Source organism: Stutzerimonas kunmingensis (genome assembly GCF_014764705.1).
In the GTDB taxonomy this organism is placed as follows: Bacteria; Pseudomonadota; Gammaproteobacteria; order Pseudomonadales; family Pseudomonadaceae; genus Stutzerimonas.
This window is the reverse complement of record NZ_JACXXG010000005.1, coordinates 1-18296: the sequence shown is the minus strand read 5'-3', so window position 1 is coordinate 18296 and position 18296 is coordinate 1. Positions and strand designations below refer to the sequence as shown.

General features: G+C 65.0%; 15 protein-coding genes and 1 pseudogene. 4 read left to right on the top strand and 12 right to left on the bottom strand.

All coding sequences use genetic code 11. The features are described 5' to 3' along the window. Positions 1 to 70: 70 nt before the first annotated feature. From bglX to IEG05_RS06180, 4 genes are all read right to left on the bottom strand, one after another. Positions 71 to 2362: a beta-glucosidase BglX gene (bglX, locus tag IEG05_RS06195; protein WP_046618714.1), complete on the bottom strand. Its 2292-nt coding sequence runs from the start codon at positions 2360 to 2362 to the stop codon at positions 71 to 73. A gap of 101 nt (positions 2363 to 2463) precedes the next feature. Beyond that, entirely contained in the window at positions 2464 to 3243 is a 780-nt protein-coding gene (locus IEG05_RS06190; protein ID WP_080950567.1) for a PhzF family phenazine biosynthesis protein, read from the bottom strand. A 143-nt stretch (positions 3244 to 3386) separates the two neighbouring features. Further along, positions 3387 to 4097, bottom strand: coding sequence for an LrgB family protein (locus IEG05_RS06185; protein WP_041014529.1), 711 nt, complete (start codon positions 4095 to 4097; stop codon positions 3387 to 3389). Beyond that, positions 4094 to 4459 carry a CidA/LrgA family protein gene (locus IEG05_RS06180; protein WP_014820968.1) on the bottom strand — a complete coding sequence of 122 codons (366 nt, stop codon included), beginning with the start codon at positions 4457 to 4459 and terminating at the stop codon, positions 4094 to 4096. The genes IEG05_RS06185 and IEG05_RS06180 overlap by 4 nt, the downstream gene beginning before the upstream one ends. Before the next feature lie 300 nt (positions 4460 to 4759). Here IEG05_RS06180 and ccoG point away from each other — a divergent pair, with 300 nt between their 5' ends. After that, a complete protein-coding gene (gene ccoG, locus IEG05_RS06175) occupies positions 4760 to 6178 on the top strand; it encodes a cytochrome c oxidase accessory protein CcoG (protein WP_046618719.1) in 1419 nt (472 codons plus the stop codon). Positions 6179 to 6212: 34 nt separating this feature from the next. After that, positions 6213 to 7622, top strand: coding sequence for a GntR family transcriptional regulator MpaR (gene mapR, locus IEG05_RS06170; RefSeq protein WP_046618743.1), 1410 nt, complete (start codon positions 6213 to 6215; stop codon positions 7620 to 7622). Between the two features lie 27 nt (positions 7623 to 7649). Here mapR and IEG05_RS06165 read toward each other — a convergent pair whose 3' ends face one another. The 3 genes from IEG05_RS06165 to IEG05_RS06155 form a co-directional block, all read right to left on the bottom strand. Then, a complete protein-coding gene (locus tag IEG05_RS06165; RefSeq protein ID WP_046618722.1) occupies positions 7650 to 8987 on the bottom strand; it encodes a sensor domain-containing protein in 1338 nt (445 codons plus the stop codon). 123 nt (positions 8988 to 9110) lie between these two features. Continuing rightward, positions 9111 to 9914 carry an MBL fold metallo-hydrolase gene (locus IEG05_RS06160; protein ID WP_046618723.1) on the bottom strand — a complete coding sequence of 268 codons (804 nt, stop codon included), beginning with the start codon at positions 9912 to 9914 and terminating at the stop codon, positions 9111 to 9113. Between the two features lie 25 nt (positions 9915 to 9939). After that, the gene (locus IEG05_RS06155) at positions 9940 to 10533 is read right to left on the bottom strand and encodes a glutathione S-transferase family protein (protein WP_046618724.1); all 594 of its coding nucleotides are present in this window, start codon (positions 10531 to 10533) and stop codon (positions 9940 to 9942) included. A gap of 135 nt (positions 10534 to 10668) precedes the next feature. Between IEG05_RS06155 and IEG05_RS06150 the strand changes: the two genes are divergently transcribed. After that, positions 10669 to 11229, top strand: coding sequence for a TetR/AcrR family transcriptional regulator (locus IEG05_RS06150; RefSeq protein WP_046618725.1), 561 nt, complete (start codon positions 10669 to 10671; stop codon positions 11227 to 11229). A 31-nt stretch (positions 11230 to 11260) separates the two neighbouring features. Here IEG05_RS06150 and IEG05_RS06145 read toward each other — a convergent pair whose 3' ends face one another. Both IEG05_RS06145 and IEG05_RS06140 read right to left on the bottom strand, forming a co-directional pair. Continuing rightward, complete coding sequence (locus IEG05_RS06145) at positions 11261 to 14341, bottom strand: efflux RND transporter permease subunit (RefSeq protein WP_046618726.1); 3081 nt, start codon at positions 14339 to 14341, stop codon at positions 11261 to 11263. Positions 14342 to 14346: 5 nt separating this feature from the next. Next, positions 14347 to 15447: an efflux RND transporter periplasmic adaptor subunit gene (locus IEG05_RS06140; RefSeq protein ID WP_046618727.1), complete on the bottom strand. Its 1101-nt coding sequence runs from the start codon at positions 15445 to 15447 to the stop codon at positions 14347 to 14349. A 93-nt stretch (positions 15448 to 15540) separates the two neighbouring features. Between IEG05_RS06140 and IEG05_RS06135 the strand changes: the two genes are divergently transcribed. Beyond that, the gene (locus IEG05_RS06135) at positions 15541 to 16176 is read left to right on the top strand and encodes a TetR/AcrR family transcriptional regulator (RefSeq protein WP_046618728.1); all 636 of its coding nucleotides are present in this window, start codon (positions 15541 to 15543) and stop codon (positions 16174 to 16176) included. A gap of 32 nt (positions 16177 to 16208) precedes the next feature. Here the strand turns inward: IEG05_RS06135 and IEG05_RS06130 are convergent, their stop codons facing one another. The 3 genes and pseudogenes from IEG05_RS06130 to IEG05_RS06120 form a co-directional block, all read right to left on the bottom strand. After that, positions 16209 to 16985 (bottom strand): class I SAM-dependent methyltransferase, encoded by a 777-nt coding sequence (locus IEG05_RS06130; protein ID WP_046618729.1) that lies wholly within the window; start codon positions 16983 to 16985, stop codon positions 16209 to 16211. A 65-nt stretch (positions 16986 to 17050) separates the two neighbouring features. Next, a complete protein-coding gene (locus tag IEG05_RS06125; protein WP_046618732.1) occupies positions 17051 to 17743 on the bottom strand; it encodes an extensin-like domain-containing protein in 693 nt (230 codons plus the stop codon). A 69-nt stretch (positions 17744 to 17812) separates the two neighbouring features. After that, positions 17813 to 18169 (bottom strand): annotated as a pseudogene (locus IEG05_RS06120) (DUF72 domain-containing protein); the annotation flags it as partial. Between the last annotated feature and the right edge of the window lie 127 nt (positions 18170 to 18296).

Here is an 18296-nt window from a genome sequence, read left to right as displayed (position 1 = left end):
GTCCCGCCGCGTTGCTCTGAAGCGCGGCAGCGGCCGTGGGCTGGATGCAGATCGCCATAAAGAAAAAGTCTTACAACAACTCGAATCGCGCGCTTTGCACCGACCGCGAGTCGAGGCCCAACTGGACTTCAAACTCGCCGGGCTCGGCCACGTAGTCGAGTCGCGCGTCAGGAAACTTCAGATCGTCCTCGCCCAGTTCAAAGCGCACTACCCGCGACTCGCCCGGCTCTAACATGAGCTTTTCGAAGCGCTTGAGTTCCTTGATCGGACGTACGCTGGAGCTGACCAGATCCTGCAGGTACAGCTGCACTACCGTCGCGCCGGCGCGTGCGCCAGTGTTCTTTACCGTTACGCTGACCTCCAGAATCTGGCCGCGTTTCAGCTGATGTCGTGAAAGCTGCGGCTTCGCCAGCTCGAACTCGGTGTAGCTCAGGCCATAACCGAACGGGTACAGCGCACCGTTGGGTTCTTCGAAATACTGCGAGGTGTAGTTGCCGGGGCGACCCTCGACGTAGGGTCGGCCGAGTCGCGGGTGGTTGTAGTAGGTCGGAATCTGGCCAACCGAGCGCGGAAAGGAGATCGGCAGTTTGCCGGACGGGTTGTGCGCACCGAGCAGCACCTCGGCAATCGCGTGCCCGCCCTCGGTGCCGGCGAACCAGGTTTCCAGCACCGCATCCGCGTTGTCCTTGACCCAGCCCAGTTGCAGCGGCCGGCCATTCATCAAAACCACCACCAGCGGTTTGCCGGTGGCAGCCAGCGCTTCGAGCAGTGCCTGCTGACTGGCCGGCAGCGTGAGACTGGTACGGCTAGAGGATTCGTGGGACATGCCACGTGACTCGCCCACCGCAGCAACGATCACGTCAGCCTCGCGCGCGGCACGCACTGCCTCGTCGATCATCGCCTGCGGCGGGCGCGGGTCCTGCGTCACTTCCGGGCGATCCCAATTGAGAAAGTTCAGGTACTCGATCAGTCGCGGATCGTCGGTGACGTTCGCGCCACGGGCATGAATGACCCGGCCGGAATCGCCCACTGCAGCCTCGAGTCCCTGACGCAGCGTCACCGTCTGTGCCGCCACACCGGCCGCCGACCAGCTGCCGAGCATGTCAACGTGGGAATCGGCCAGCGGGCCGACCAGCGCGATGGTCGCGTCCTTGCGCAGTGGCAACGTCTGTTGACGGTTCTCCAGCAGGACCAGCGAGTCGCGCGCCACTTGCCTTGCCGCCTGGCGATGCAGGCGGCCTTCGGCATTGACCTCAACCGGATCGCCCGCCGCCTTGCCGATACGCCGATAAGGATCATGGAACAGGCCGAGGTCGTACTTGGCACCGAGCACACGCCCCACCGCCTGGTCGATCAGCTCTATCGGCACCTCACCGCGCTCGACCAGCCCCGGCAGTTCCTGCAGATAAAGCGAGTCATGCATGCTCAGATCGATACCCGCCTCGATCGCCAGGCGCGCAGCCTCGCGCCCGTCGCGAGCCACGCCGTGGCGCAGCAGTTCGTCGATGGCGCCGTGGTCGCTGATGTTCAGCCCACGGAAGCCCCAGCCGTCGCGCAGCAGGTCGCGCAACAGCCAGCGGTTGGCGCTGGCCGGCATGCCGTTGACGGTGTTCAGCGCGATCATCACGCCGCCTGCGCCGGCGTCCACCGCCGCACGGTATGGCGGCAGATAATCCTGATGCATACGCTGCGGACTCATGTCGACCACGTTGTAGTCGCGGCCCCCTTCCACCGCGCCATACAGGGCGAAGTGCTTGACGCTGGCCATCACGCTGTCCGCGGTGCTCAGGCGCTCACCCTGATAGGCGCGCACCAGCGTGCCGGCGATCTGCGAGACCAGGTAGGGATCTTCGCCGAAGCCTTCGGAGGTCCGGCCCCAGCGCGGATCACGGGTGATGTCGACCATCGGTGCAAATGTCAGGTCCAGGCCGTCGGCGCTGGCCTCGATGGCCGACACGCGACCGCTAAGGGCGATGGCCTCGAGGTCCCAGCTCGAAGCCAGCGCCAGGCTGATCGGGAAGATGGTGCGGTGGCCGTGAATGACGTCGTAGGCGAAAAAGATCGGAACGCCCAGGCGACTGCGCAGCGCAGCATCCTGCATGGGGCGGTTGTCGGCGCGGGTGACCGAATTGAAGGTGGCGCCAATGCGTCCGGCAGCGATCTCCTCGACGATCCGCTCGCGCGGCATGTCGCCACCGATGCTGATCAGGCGCAACTGGCCGATCTTCTCCGCCAGGGTCATGCGCTCGAGCAGGGTTTCGATCAGCGCCTGCCGGTCATCCAGCGGCAACGCGGGCTGTGCCGCGCAGGGGAACGAGCCCATCGCGCTGGCAAGCAGGACAAACGGCAACAGCCTTTTCATCATCACGTTCCGCAACCCCATTCGTTGAACCGATCAGCCACACACAGACACACCCATCGCGCCGCCTGTGAAAGCCGATCGCAATGGGTTGAAGACTATTTTTAAAGTTCGATGGTGCCGTCGAGATAAAGCACGGCCTGCCCGGCCACCATCACACGATCCGCCTCGACCCGGCAGTGCAGGATGCCGCTACGTTTCGAAGCCTGCAGCGCCACCAGTTCGTTGCGCCCAAGCCGCGCGGCCCAGTAGGGAGCGAGCCCGGCATGGATGGAGCCGGTAACCGGGTCCTCGTCGCCGCCGTTGGCTGGCCAGAAGTAGCGCGAGACGAAATCCTGCTCGCTGCCTGCGGCGGTCACCACCACGTCCAGTGGGGCCAGCGTACGCAGCGCATCCAGATCGGGAGCCAGCGCCCTGACCTCGCGCTCGTCACGGTAGACGGCGAACCACGCCTGCGAGCTGCGCAGCACCGCTTCCGGCTCGCACCCAAGCCCCTGCAACAATGCCGCCGGCGGTTCGGCAACTGGTTCCGGCGCGCGGTTGGGAAAGCTCATTTCCAGCATGCCATCAGCCCGTCGCTGCACCGCCAGGTCACCCACGGCGGCAGCGCGGAAGGTCAGCGGTGCCTGAGCCAGGCCCGCTTCCAGCAGCACAAAGGCGCTGGCCAGCGTGGCATGGCCGCAGAAGTCGATTTCAGTCAGTGGCGAAAACCAGCGAATGTGAAACGCCCCGTCCGCTTCGCGTACGAAAAAGGCCGTTTCAGAAAGGTTGTTTTCGGCGGCGATGGCTTGCATCAGCTCGTCCGGCAGCCAGGTTTGCAGGGGTATCACTGCCGCGGGATTGCCCCTGAAGCGCTCGGCAGTGAAGGCATCTACCTGAAACATCCGCAATTTCATGTTTGCACCCTGTGCACGGTCAAGCGACCGCCGCCTACTCTAACCGGGCTGACGGGGTGCTAGCCAGTGGTGCGTGAAGGCTGAAGGGCCCGGAATCCGTCCGGTTCACCTACTTGCGGCAGCGCCGCGCATCAGCCCAGGGCAAAGGGCAGCAGCAGCGCGATCAGGATGCCCAGCAGACTCATGCCCAGCGCGGCGAAAGCGCCGCATTCGTCACCCTCTTCCAACGCCCTCGCCGTACCGATGGCATGCGCGTTGATGCCATAGCTGAGGCCCCGCGCGGCGGGATGCTCGACACCGGCCCAGCGCAGCAACAGCGGCCCCAACGCGGTGCCGATAACGCCGGTGAGCATGACGAACACCGCGGCCAACGAGGCCAGCCCGCCGAGCTGCTCGGCCACCAGCATGGCGATGGGCATGGTCGCCGACTTCGGCGCCAGGCTCATCAGCACCGGCAGCTGCGCGCCCAGCGCCCAGGCGATCACCAGCGTCAGCACCACGCTGAGCACGCCGCCCACAGCCAGGGTAATGACGATCGGCCAGAACAATTGCTGAATCCGCTTGAGGTGACGATGCAGCGGCACCGCCAGCGCCACGGTTGCAGGCCCCAGCAACATGGCGATCAACGCGGCGCCCTCGCGGTAGCGCGCGTAGTCCAAATCCACCAGGGTGAGCGTGCCGACTACCAGCAGCATGCCGATCATCACCGGCTGCAGAACCAACCAGCCGCTACGCCGATAGAGCATCAGCGCGAGTTGGAAAGCGATCAGCGTCAGCGCCACGGCGAAGAGCGGGTGCACCACAACGGCCGCCCAGGCCGTGCGCCAGTCGAGAACCGTCATGCCTGATCCTCCCGCTTGAGGTCGAGCCGGCGAATCAGTCGCTGCATCAGCCAGCCGCAGAACGGCACGGTGATCAGCAACGACAGCACCAGCCCGGCGGCGATGGCAGGCAGGTCATCCAGCAGCGCGGCGCCGCTGGTCATGATTCCGGCGGCGGGCACGATGAGCAGCAGCGGCAGGTATTGCAGCAGCAACGCCGCGGTCTTCTCCAGCGACTCGGGAATGCTGCGGCGCAGCAACAGGAGGCCGAACAGCAACAGCATGCCGATGATCGGCCCAGGCAATGCCGGCAGCAGCACCAGATTGATCAGGTTGCCGAGCAGTTGTAGCAACACCAGCCAGGTCAGGCCCTTGAGAATCATCGGCGGTGCTCCATTGGCGGCAGGTCAGAAATCATGACGACAGCTCCTCAGGGCGTGGCAAAAGGTTTCGACTATGGCTGCGTTGGCAGCGGCGCAACAGATGCAGATTGGCACTAAAAAAGCAGATCAGCCGATTGCGACACGGTCCACTGACACAGGTCAAGCCGTGGCGGCACAAGGCCCTAAGGCGCACACAGGGGATTCATCTGATCCGTATTTCCTCGATTCATCTGAGTCTGTTATGCGTCACCCTTCGCACGGATCATCGCCTCGCCTGAAAAGCCTATGGGGCGAAGCCTAATGACCGACCGCATACCCGCGCAGATCATCGAAACCGTTGATCCCAGCCAACCGATCCGCCTGACACCCGCGCAGAGCGGCGCGCCCATTCATACGCGCAGTTTCAGCGGCCGGTTCCGCAACCTGCGCCTGTTGGGCGGCGCGCTGCTGATGCTGCTCTACTTCGGCACCGTCTGGCTGAACTGGAACGGGCGCCAGGCGGTGCTGTGGGATCTGGACCGGCAGCAGTTTCACATCTTCGGCGCCACGTTCTGGCCGCAGGATTTCATCCTGCTCTCGGCGATTCTGATCATCGCCGCGTTCGGCCTGTTCTTCATCACCGTGCTGGCCGGACGCATCTGGTGCGGCTACGCCTGCCCGCAGAGCACCTGGACGTGGATGTTCATGTGGGTGGAAAAGGTCACCGAGGGTGATCGCCTGCAGCGCATCAAGCTCGACACCGCGCCCTGGTCGCCCGCCAAGCTGCTGCGCCGTGCCGCCAAGCACACGCTGTGGCTGGCGATCAGCCTGGCCACGGCGCTGGCCTTCGTCGGCTATTTCACGCCAGTACGCGAACTGGTGGCCGACCTTGCCCGCTTCGAGCTCGGCGCGACCACCGGTTTCTGGCTGCTGTTCTTCACTGCTGCGACCTATATCAACGCCGGCTGGCTGCGCGAACAGGTGTGCCTGCACATGTGCCCCTACTCGCGCTTCCAGAGCGTAATGTTCGACGCCGATACCCTGCTCGTCTCCTACGACACAGCCCGTGGCGAGAACCGCGGCGCGCGACGCAAGGGCAGTGACCCGCGCGCGCAGGGCCTCGGTGACTGCGTCGACTGCACGCTGTGCGTGCAGGTCTGCCCCACCGGCATCGACATCCGCGACGGCCTGCAGCTGGACTGCATCAGCTGCGGCGCCTGCATCGACGTCTGCGACAGTGTCATGGACCGGATGGGCTACGCCCGCGGCCTGCTGCGCTACACCTCCGAGCGTGCGCTCAAGGGCGGCGCCACCCGCCTCTTGCGCCCGCGCCTGATCGGGTATGCCGTGGCGATGACGGCGATGATCGCCGCCTTCAGCTGGGCACTGGACGCGCGGCCGCAGCTGCAGCTGGACGTCACCCGCGACCGCACCCTGTACCGCGAGAACATGCAGGGGCAGATCGAAAACATGTACCGCCTCAAGCTGATCAACAAGACCCAGCAACCGCGCCGCTACGCGCTCGGGCTGGAAGGCGGGCCGTTTGCGCTGCAGGGACCGCAGGAGATCGCCCTGGCCCCGGGCGAGATCGCCGACCTGCCGGTCAGCGTTGCGCTGCTCGACAACGCCCGCGACTTCAGCCGCGAGCTGCGCTTCGAGGTCAGCGACCTGGCCGAGCCGAGCAGCCGGGTGAGTACACCGAGCACCTTCGTCGCCCCCATCGCGGCGCTACGCCAGTAGACTGGCCATGCCCAAGCGCCACGGCCCGGACACGATGAAGCGCTACGAGAAATTCGCCGACGAGATTGCCGAACTGATCCGCAGTGGCGTGCTCGCGCCGGGAGAAAAGGTGCCCTCGGTGCGCCACGCCAGCCGCACCTACGGCGTCAGCCCGTCCACCGTATTCCAGGCCTACTACCTGCTGGAAGACCGCGGGCTGATCCAGGCGCGGGCGCGTTCGGGCTATTTCGTCCGCGAACATGCCAAGCGCCCGTTGCACGAACCGGACATCAGCCTGCGTCCGGCGGAAACCACCGATGTCGGCGTCAGCGAGCTGGTGTTCTCGGTGCTCGCCTCGCTGCGCGACCCGGCCACGGTGCCCTTCGGTTCGGCGTTTCCCAGTCCCGAGCTGTTTCCCCTGCAGCGCCTGGCGCGCTCGATGGCACAGAGCGTGCGCGACATGCCGGCACGCGAGGTGATTGCCGAGATGACCGCCGGCAACCCGGACCTGCGCCGGCAGATCGCCCTGCGCTACATGGTCAGCGGTGTGATGCTGCCGATGGACGAACTGGTGATCACCACCGGTGCGATGGAGGCTCTGAACCTCTGCCTGCAGGTGGTGGCCGAACCGGGCGACCTGGTGGCCATCGAGGCGCCAGCGTTTTACGCCACGCTGCAGGTACTGGAACGGCTCAAGCTCAAGGCGGTGGAGATTCCGGTGCACCCGCGCGAAGGCATCGACCTCGACATCCTCGCCGATCGCCTCGCGCACTTGCCGATCAAGGCCTGCTGGTTCATGAGCAGCCTGCAGAACCCGCTGGGCGCGAGCATGGGCGAGGCGAAGAAGCAGCAGCTCTATGAGCTGTTGCAGCGCCACCAGGTGCCGTTGATCGAGGACGACGTCTACGCCGAGCTGTACTTCACCCGCGAGCCGCCCAAGCCGGTGAAAAGCCATGATCGCGAAGGTCTGGTGATGCACTGCGGTTCGTTCTCCAAGAGTCTCGCGCCCGGTTACCGGGTCGGCTGGGTTGCCGGCGGTCGCTATGCCGAGCAGATCGCCCGGCTCAAGCTGATGACCACCATCTCCCCTTCCGTGCCGGCGCAGGCCGCCATCGCCGACTACCTGCAGCATGGCGGCTACGACCGTCACTTGCGCAAGCTGCGCCATGCGCTGGAGATGCAGCAGGGCGCGATGCTCGCCTCCGCGGCCCGCCATTTCCCAGCGAGCACGCGAGTCACCCGGCCCAGCGGCGGCTACTTTCTGTGGTTCGAATTTCCCGAGCAGGTGGATTCGCTGCAGCTGCTGCAACTGGCGCTGGCCCAGGGCATCAGCCTGGCGCCAGGGCCGATCTTTTCGGCGACCCAGCGCTTTCGCAACTGCGCGCGGCTGAATCACGGCCATCCATGGGACGCCCGCAGCGAGCAGGCGATGGAGTTGCTGGGCAGGATGCTGAAGTCGTTCTGAGGCGCGGTGCCGATATGTCCGGGACCTTCAGTCGCAATCCTGCGGCTGGCCGCCACGGGCCTTCATCAGATACATGCGGTCGTCGGCCTGCTTGAGCAGCTGGGCCTCCGCATCACCGTCTTCGGGATAGAGCGCGGTGCCTATGCTCAAGCCGATATCGAGACTGTGCTCGGCAATCTGCATCGGCTCCTCGAAGGCCGCGCGGATCTTGTCGACGACGCGGCGGGCATCCTCTGCCTCGGCGATGCTTTCCAGCAGCACCACGAACTCATCGCCACCCAGCCGCGCCACGGTATCGGTGTCGCGCACGCAGTGCGTTAGGCGATCGGCCACTGCGCGCAGCAGCTGGTCGCCACCGCTGTGTCCGTAGGTATCGTTGACCTGCTTGAAGCGATCCAGATCCACGTAGAGCAAGGCGACGCGTCCGCCATTGCGCCGCACCCGCGCCAGGGCCGTGTCCAGGCGATCGCGAAAACAGGCGCGATTCGGCAGGCCGGTGAGTTCGTCGTACTGTGCCATCCGGTGCAGTCGCGCATACAGCTGCTTGCGCTCGATTGCCGTGACCACCTGCACCGAGACGAACTGCAGCAGCTCCTGATCCTTCTCGGTGTAGGGCGCGGCCGTGCTCTTGAGCAACAGCACGCCGATCACCCCCTCGCTCGAACTGAGCGGCACCCCCAGCCACCAGGCATGGGTATCCCCATCACCGAGCGGAAGCGCCAGCGCTGGCATCGAGTCCGCATTGAAGCGCAACGGCTGCGCGCCATGCAGAACGGAGAAACACAGGGACGCCGCGGGCTCCGCTGGCAGCCCGGTCGAATCGAGCGCCAGTGCCTGGTAGGGATAACTCAGCTCGCCGCTGGCAGCACTGCGGATGGCGACGATGAAATCGTCCACCGGCAGTAGCTGGGCGATGGTCAGATGGATCTGCTGATACAGCGCCGCGAGGTCCTTGGCCCCGTGCGCCGCCTCGGAGATCGAATAGAGCGCCGCCTGCATCGCTTCAGACTGCTTGCGCTGGGTGATGTCGCGCGCCACGCCGATGCGCAGCTTGTTATCGGTCGACCAGCAGGCCGACCACATGATGTGCACCACACCGCCGTCCTTGCGCACGTAGCGGTTCTCGAAGTGCAGCAGCGGCTGATCGGCCATGACCTCCTTGGCGGCGGCCAGGGTCCGGGCACGGTCTTCGGGGTAGACCATCTCGATCATCCGCTTGCCGAGCATCTCCTGCGGGGTGTAGCCGAAGATGCGCTCGCAGGCGGCGCTGACGTAGACGAAGTTGCCCTGCGCATCGACAACGCAGATCGCATCCAGTAACAAATCGACGACACTTGCCAGGGGCTCGCAGCTATCCGTCTTCACAGCGGCAGACCTACTTCGGCCATTGGGCACGGGCCTGGCGATCGGGGCGGCGCCGTCGCGCGGCTGATCGCTCGTTCCCATGCCCTAAGCATCGCCCAAATCCGCAGCGGCCGCGCTATTTTTTTATTGTCCGGCTCCCTCCACCCAGCGCGGATAGTAGCCGAGCGAAGCGTGGGTGTTGGCATCCTGCAGCGCGATAACGTCCTCTGGCGCATCGCCGGCGTCCCGTTCCAGTCGGTCGCCGCGAAAGAAGAAGCGGCGGCCATCGGCAAGCGTGAGGAACAGACCGACCGCCCCATGGCCATCCAGCGGCACCAGCACGACCTGGCCGTCGCCGAACAGATCCAGGCTGCGACGGTGCTCCCGATAGGGGCTCGCCTGGAACTCCAGCGACTGCCAGCGGACCGGGTGGCGAAACTGGCTGGACAACACCGCTGGCGGCGTGGCAGCCTCCAGATAGCCCAGGCTGTCCGCGCTGGCCAATACCGGTACCTCGGGATAGTCGGCCAGCCCCGAAGCGTGCTCCCAGCGCACGCAACCCAGCACGATACGATCAATCTCCAGTCCGTCCCCCTCCAGCTGATCGCGCACCGGACGCACGTCCGCGTAGCGCTTGATTCGCCAGGGCACCTCGGCGTCCAGCTGCGCGTCGATCTGTCGACCGAGCCCGGTTCCAAACAGCAAGCGGCTGCCGCGATGCTCGATCAGAATCGCGATGTGCTGAGTGGGCGGCGCCTCCTGCCAACCGTTCCGTCCCAGCAGGAAGTCGCCACTGTCGCTCTGCGCCGTCTTCACCAGGCTGAAGCGCAACCCTTGCGCAGCCGAAGCATCCTCGACGAAGCCAAACAGGGAGACTGCCAGCCCGATCACCAGCAGCAGCGATACTCCGATCCGTCGGCCCGGGTGCCGGTCCAGCTCGCCGAGCATCCGACCATTCTGCACGTTCATGGCGTCACAACCCCGGCATGCCGACATAACCCGGCAGCGCGCGGACGCGGGCGAACCAGGCCTGCAGCGCCGGATAGGCAGCCAGATCGAGCCCGCCGTCACCACCCAGCGCGACGTTGGGGAAGACGGCAACGTCGGCGATGGTCGGTTTGCTGGTCTGCGCCAGCCAGGCGTGCTGCGCGAGGTGCCGCTCAAGCGTACGCAGGGCGCTGGCGGCACGTGCCTGCGCCAGGGGCTCGTCGATCGGCCGGCCGAACAGCTTGCCCAGACGCACGGTGGCCGGGCCATGCTGCACCTCGTTGGCGGCAAAGCTCAGCCAGTTGGCGATGTGGCCCTGGGTTTCGGCGTCCTGCGGATACCACTCATTGGCATAGCGCTGGGCCAGATAGACCAGGATTGCCTGGGAATCGCCAAGTCGAAAGTCGCCGTCCTCGAGCACCGGAATCTGTCCGCGCGGATTGATTTCACGGAACGCCGGCTGCTTGTGCTCGCCCGCAAGCAGATTCACCGGCACCAGCTCCACCGGCTGGCCGATCAGGCTGAGAAACAGACGAACCTTGTGGCAATTGCCGGATAGCGTCAGGTCGTAAAGCTTCATGGTGTTGCCCTCGTGATTGGCTGCGACTGGATAATATACAGACCTGTCTGTACACTTCAAGCACCAACCCAAATCCACCCCAACTGGAGCAAGCCGCGAGCGCTCCCGCATAATGTCGAACCACAGGAGGTATCCATGGCATCGAACAAGCGTGACCAGTTGCTCAACACCGCAGAGAATCTGTTCTATCGCGAGGGTTATCACGCCACCGGCATCGATCGCATCCTGGCCGAATCCGGCGTGGCCAAGATGACGCTGTACAAGCACTTCAAGTCCAAGGACGAGCTGATCCTGGCCGTGCTGCAGGCGCGCCACGACCTGATGCTCGCGCGCCTGCGCGAGCGTGCCACCAGACTGCCGCCGCGTGAGGCGCTACTGGGAATTTTCGATGGATTGCACGGAATGATTCACGGCAACGACGCCTTCTGCGGCTGCCTGTTTATCAACGCAGCGGCCGAATATCACGACCGCGACCACCCGATTCACCGCCGCTCCTCCGCCTACAAGGCAGAATTGCTGGCCTACCTTCGCGAGCTGCTGGAACGCCTGGATGCGCCACAGCCGCTGCAGCTGGCGCGCCAACTGCAGTATCTGCTCGAAGGCGCGCTGAGCATGGCGCATATCGAAGGGCCGGGCGAGCAGGCACGGGACGCGAAAGTCGCCGCCGAACGACTGCTCGAGGCCGCCGGAATCTAGGCGCGTCGCAGTGGGCGCGCCCTCTTGCCGATCAGAGGGTGCCGGCTTCGTCTTCCCGAACCTTGAACCAGGCGGCATACAGGGCTGGCAGGAACAGCAGCGTCAGCGCCGTGGCAACGATCAGGCCACCCATGATCGCCACCGCCATTGGCCCGAAGAAGATACTGCGCGACAACGGAATCATCGCCAGCACCGACGCCAGCGCGGTCAGCACGATGGGCCGGAAGCGGCGCACCGTGGCATCGACGATGGCGGTGAAGCGCGCCTGCCCAGCGCCGATGTCCTGCTCGATTTGATCCACCAGAATCACCGAGTTGCGCATGATCATTCCCGACAGCGCGATGGTGCCGAGCATGGCGACGAAGCCGAACGGCTGGCCGAACAGCAACAGGAACAGCGCCACACCGATGATGCCCAGCGGCGCGGTGAGGAACACCATGGCCGAGCGTGAAAAACTCTTGAGCTGCGCCATCAGCAGGGTCAGCACGACGATGACGAACAGCGGCATGCCGGCATTCACCGAACGCTGGCCGCGCTCGGAGTCCTCCACCGTTCCGCCAACCTCCAGCAGATAGCCGCCGGGCAGCTGATCGCGAATGTCTGCCAGGGTCGGCTCGATCTGCCGCACCAGCGCAGCCGGTTGCTGCTCCCCGTACACGTCGGCACGCACGGTGACCGTCGGCAGGCGGTTGCGATGCCAGATCACGCCCTCCTCGAAGCCGTACTCAAGCGTCGCCACTTGCGACAGAGGCACGCTGCGCCCGCTCTCGGTTGGGATAGCCAGGCTCGGCAGCATCGACAGCTCAAGCCGCTCGCGCTCGGTGCCGCGCAGGAGGATCTCGATCAGCTCGTTGTCCTCGCGGAACTGGCTGACGCTGCTGCCGGTGAAGGTGCGCCGCAGGAAGCCGGACAGCTCGGCGGTGGTCACGCCCAACGCCCGGGCACGATCCTGATCGACGTTCAGCCGGACCATCTTGCTCGGCTCCTGCCAGTCCAGATGGACGTTGGCCACGTGCGGGTTCTCGTTGACCTTTGCAGCAACCTGGCGAGCCAGCCCGCGCACCACGTCGATGTGCTCGCCGGTGACACGGAACTGCACCGGATAGCCCACCGGCGGGCCATTCTCCAGTCGCGTCACGCGACCACGCAGGCTCGGGAAGTCCTCGCGCATACGCTCGATCAGCCAACTGCGCAGAGCCTCGCGGGATTCGATGCTGTCGGCCAGCACGACGAACTGGGCGAAGCTGGTCGCCGGCAGCTGCTGATCCAGCGGCAGGTAGAAACGCGGCGAGCCGGTGCCGACGTAAGCCACGTAGTTGTCGATGCCGGCCCGTTCCTTGAGTAGCTGTTCCAGCCGCGCCACCTCCGCTTCGGTCGCCTTCAACGAGGCGCCTTCGGCCAGTTTGAGATCGACCATCAGCTCCAAACGGCCGGACGCGGGGAAGAACTGTTGCGGCACCAGGCGGAACAGCACCACCGCGGCGGCGAAGATCGCCAGGGTGAGCAGGATGACGGTCTTGCGCCGGCGCACGCAGAAGGTCACCACGCGCCGTACGCGCTGGTAGAACGGGGTTGCGTAAGGATCGTGGCCTTCGCTGCTTGTGCCGTGCTTGTGTGCAGATTTTTTGGCCAGGTCCGGCAGCAGTTTTTCGCCGATCAGCGGTACGAACATTACCGCGGCGATCCAGGACGCGATGAGCGAAATGGCCACAACCTGGAATATCGAACGGGTGTATTCACCGGTACTGGAATTGGCGGTGGCGATTGGCAGGAAACCGGCGGCGGTGATCAGCGTGCCGGTCAGCATCGGGAACGCCGTGCTGGTCCAGGCGAAGCTGGCGGCCTTGAGGCGGTCGTAACCCTGCTCCATCTTGATCGCCATCATCTCCACCGCAATGATCGCGTCATCCACCATCAGTCCGAGGGCCAGGACCAGGGCGCCGAGGGAGATCTTGTGCAGGCCGATGTCCAGATAGCTCATGGCGGCAAAGGTCATTGCCAGCACCAGCGGAATCGACAGCGCGACCACCAGCCCGGTACGCACGCCTAGCGAGAAGAAACTCACCAGCAGCACAATCACCAGCGCCTCGATCAGCACCTTGACGAACTCGCCGACGCTGGTCTTCACCGCAGCGGGCTGATCCGAGACCTTGCGCAGCTGCATCCCCGCCGGCAGCTCCTGCTGCAGGCGGGCGAACTCCTGCTCCAGTGCCTCGCCCAGCACCAGGATGTCGCCACCGCTTTTCATCGATACCGCCAGCCCCAGTGCCGGCTCGCCCATGAAGCGCATGCGCGGCGCGGGTGGGTCGTTGAAGCCGCGATGTACCTCGGCGACATCGCCGATACGGAAGGTGCGGCCGGCAACGCGGATGGGGAAATCACGAATCTCCTTGACCGTCTCGAAGCTGCCGGTGACGCGCAGCTGCACCCGATCGCTGATTGTCTCGACGAAACCGGCGGCAGTCACCGCATTCTGCGCCTCCAGTGCCTGGCGCACGGCTTCCAGCGGGACGCCGAGCGTGGCCAGCTTGACGTTGGAGAGCTCGATCCAGATCTTCTCGTCCTGCAGGCCGATCAGCTCGACCTTGCCGACGTTCTTGACCCGCTGCAGCTGCAGCTGGATGCGGTCGGCGTAATCCTTGAGGATCGCGTAGTCGAAACCGTCGCCGGTCAGGGCGTAGATGTTGCCGAAGGTGGTGCCGAACTCGTCATTGAAGAAGGGCCCCTGCACACCCGGCGGAAAGGTGTGCTGGATGTCGCCGATCTTCTTGCGAATCTGGTACCAGAGGTCGGGAATGTCCTTCGAGCGCATCGAGTCGCGTGCCATGAAGGTGACATTGGATTCGCCCGGTCGGGAGAACGAGACGATGCGCTCGTACTCGCCGGTTTCCATCAGCTTCTTCTCGATGCGCTCGGTGACCTGGCGCGACACTTCCTCGGCGGTAGCGCCCGGCCATTGCGTCTGGATGACCATGGCCTTGAAGGTGAATGGCGGGTCCTCGCTCTGGCCGAGCTTGCTGTACGACAGCGCGCCGACGATCGCCAGCAGCAGCATCAGGTAGACGACGATCTGCCGGTTCTGCAGCGCCCAGGCGGAGAGATTGAAGCGCATCGCGATTACTCCTGGGCGGCCAGCTCGACGGGGCGATTGTGGCGATCCACCGGGCGAACCGGCTGGTTATCGCTGAGCATCTGCACCCCGGCCAGGACGATCCAGTCGTCGGCGCCCAGCCCTTCGAGGACCGGCACCAGCTGTTCGCCGAAGGGCCCGGTCCGAACCTCGACCCGCTCGACGGTGGAATCGGCTCTGAGCCGCCAGACATGCGCCCGGCCCTTTTCCGCACTCAGCGCTGACAGCGGCACCGCCAGCGACACTTCGCCATCGCGGCGAATGCTCACCAGCGCGCTCTGTCCCAGCTCGGCTGGCACCTCCTGTTCGCTGAAGGCAACACGCGCGGAATAGGTCCGCGACTGCGCATCGGCGGCTGGCGAGAGTTCGCGGATCTTGCCGAGATAGTGGCGCCCCGGTTGCGACCAGAGTTCGACCTCGACTTCCTGGCCAACCCGGTAGCGCTCCAGCGACTGCTCCGGCAGATCGATGGCCACTTCCCGCTCGCCATCTGCAGCCAGCACGAAGGCGGTCTGCCCCGCCGCGACCACCTGCCCCACCTCGACTCGGCGCTGCGCGATCAAGCCATCGCTGGTGGCGCGCAGCACGGCGTAATCGACCTGGTTGCTGGCCACATCGAACTCGGCCCGCGCCTGCTGCAAACGGGCAGCCGCGGCGCGATAGGCGTTGTCGGCATTGTCGAACTGCGACTGGCTGACCAGTTGGCGACCAAGCAGCGCCTTGTAACGGTCGTGTTCCGCTTTGGCTACGCGCAGATTGGCTTCCGCCGCCGCCACCTGCGCCCGCATACCGTCCAGCTGCAGCCGCACGTCCTGCGGATCGAGCCGCGCCAGAGGCTGATCCTTGCGAACGCGATCACCGGCTTCCACCAGACGCTCGACAACCTTGCCGCCTATACGAAACGCCAGTTCCGGCTCGTAGCGTGCGTGCACCTCACCGGGATAGCTTTCGCGTGCTTCGCTGGCTGGCTGCGGGTGCACCACCATGACCGGACGAGGGAGCTGCTGCGGCGGTTCGCCGTTGCCGCAGGCGACCAGGGCAAAGGCACAACCGAACATGGAGGCAAGGGACAAGGCATGTCGGAACACGATGAAGTCTCTCTGTCGCGAAGCGGATTGGAATACTTATACTGCGCGGTATAGTAAAAATACCGTACCAGCCAGTCCACTATTAAAACGCCCATGACAGAAAACCACTCCGTATCGCCAGGTCCCGGTCGCCCGAAAGACCCTGCCAAGCGCGAGGCGATCCTCGCTGCCGCGCAGGTGCTGTTCCTCGGCAACGGCTACGAAGGCAGCAGCATGGAGGCCATCGCCGCCGAAGCCGGCGTTTCCAAGCTCACGCTGTACAGCCACTTCAAGGACAAGGAGGCGCTATTCAGCGCGGCCGTGAAGACCACCTGCGAAACGCGCCTGCCGAGGCGGTTGTTTCAGGTGGAGGAAGATTGCGACATCGAGAAGGTGCTGCTGGCGATCGGCGGTGCCTTCAATGAGCTGGTCAATAGCCCCGAGTCCATCGGTCTGCATCGGGTGATGGTGGCGATGGCGACGCAGAATCCGGGGCTGGTGAAGATGTTCTTCGATGCCGGCCCGCAGCAACTGCTATGCGACCTGCAACAGCTGTTCACCAGAGCCAACGCGCTGGGCCTGCTGGAGATCGACGATCCGCTGCGGGCCGCCGAGCATTTCTGCTCGCTGATCAAGGGTGCCCAGCACTTCCGCCTGCTGGTCGGCTATGCCGAGGCGCCAACCAATGACGAAGGCAACCTGCACGCACGGGATGCGGTGAGCGTATTTCTACGCGCCTATCGCCGCTGAGGTGAGCAAGCGAGAGGTTGCGGACGGGTGAATCAGCCCTGCAGTTTCTTCTTCGGATAGATGTCGTAGCGGCTGGATTTTCCTTCCAGACTGTAGCCGGGCTTGGCGCCTTCGATGGCCGGCGCCTTGCGCGGACGCTTGACCACCACACGATGGCTGGCCAGCTCTAGTGCCGCGGCCAGCAGCGCCGGCGCGTCCATATCGTCGCCGACGAAGGGCCGGAACAGGCGCATCTCCTTCTTCACCAGCGCACTCTTGTCGCGATGGGGAAACATCGGGTCGAGGTAGATGACCTGCGGCGCCTCGCCCTGCCACTGCGTCATCAGCTCGATGGCATTGCCCTTGAGCAGGGTCATCCGCGCGGCGATAGCACCCACCTCGGCGTCCCCAGCCGCGCGACCCAGGCCATCCTCCAGCAGCGCGGCAATCAGCGGCTGGCGTTCGATCAGGCTCACTTCACAGCCCAGCGTCGCCAGCACGAAGGCATCGCGCCCGAGCCCAGCGGTGGCATCCAGCACACGCGGCCGGATGCCGGGCTGGATGCCCACGGCCTTGGCGATCATCTGCCCGCTGCCGCCACCGAACTGCCGCCGGTGCGCCGCAGCACCCTCGACGAAGTCCACTCGTACCGGGCCCGGCGCCTGCGCTTCGAGCAACTGCAGTTGCAAGCCGTCCGCGCCAATCTGCAAAGCGAATTCGGCCACGTCCTGAATTTCCGGCAAGTCGAGACGCTGCGCCCATTGATGGGCGGCAGCGGCGAACTGAGAAGTCAGCGGTTCGACTCGAACCACAGGGTTGCGTGCGGACATGGGACATCCAGCGATGATGGAAAGCCGCGCATTGTGCCAGAGCATTCCAGGCTGCGCGCGAGCGTTCAGCGGCACATCCCGAAGCCGCCCATGTCGACGTGAAAGTGGTCGTGGTGGGCCGCGTTGTATTCCGGCCCGAGCGTCACGTTGAACGCATCGCAGGCCGCATCGCGAACCAGCCGCAGGAAACGCGCCTTGTCGCCCTCGCCCTCCCAGTCCCGAGCCACGGTGATGCGGGTGCCATCCTCAAGGTGAAAGCCCGCCATATCCAGTGCATTGGCGCTGGCGTGCTGGCTGCGGCGGTTGCTGCGGGCGATGTTGCGACAGGCAAAGCTGCCGAAGTGATCAATGCGCACCACCGGCTGCTCGAATACTGCCTGGGCCGCCGGCTGAAGTCCGTGCAACTCGAACATCGCATAAGCCGCCGCCAGCGGACAGGTGGCGAGAAAAGGTCCGTTGAACCGCACGTCCGAGCCCTGCACCCGAACGCTGTTCTCGACCGGACAGCCGGGCTCCGGCGTGTTGTCCGGCACCGCTGAATAACGCAGCGGTGCCGTGGCGAGCGCCTGTTCGCAGAGCGTTCGGTCCTGCTGCAGGCGCCGTAGCTTGAGTGGCGTCAACAGGTTTGGCGGCTCACGGATATCCAGCGGCGCCCAGGGGTTCCAGCGCGGCGGGATGTCGATCAGATCCTGCCGCACCGCCAGGACGAAGCCGGCAAGCAGCAGCAACAGGAGAAGGAAGAAGCGGCCAAAGGTCATTCCTTATGGGCAACAGCCAACCCGCGAAGTTGAAAGGGATGTTTTACAAAACTGGTCGAAATCGCTGGCTCAATCCGTCAGCAAGGACATCTGCGGCGCAGGGTGCAATGCAGGCAGGACCGGCAGGCCGGGCAAGCGCTCGCTCAGCAAGCCGTGAAAACGCATCGCCAGCTCGGGCGCACGATGATTGTCGGGGGTATGCAGATAGACGTGCGGCGTCTTGCCGGCCTCGATCCAGCCAGCCACCTTGTCCAGCCAGGGCGCCATGAATGCGTCGTTCGCCTCCAGCTCGGGGTGACCGACGAAGCGCACTTGCGGCGAATCGCTGAATGCCACCGGGCGTATCGGCAGACGCGGCTTCTTGCTCTGCGCATGCAACACGGCGGGGTCGCGAGAGTGGCAGCTGAACAGCGCGCGGGTATCTAGCAGGCCGTTGAAAAACTCGGCTTCAACTGCCCCAACCCGTCCGGTTTGGCGCTTTTTCAAGCGCTTTGGCCTAACGGAGTCCACACAAGGCCTGACTTCAGGCCTTTTTGACAGGTTTCAGCACCAC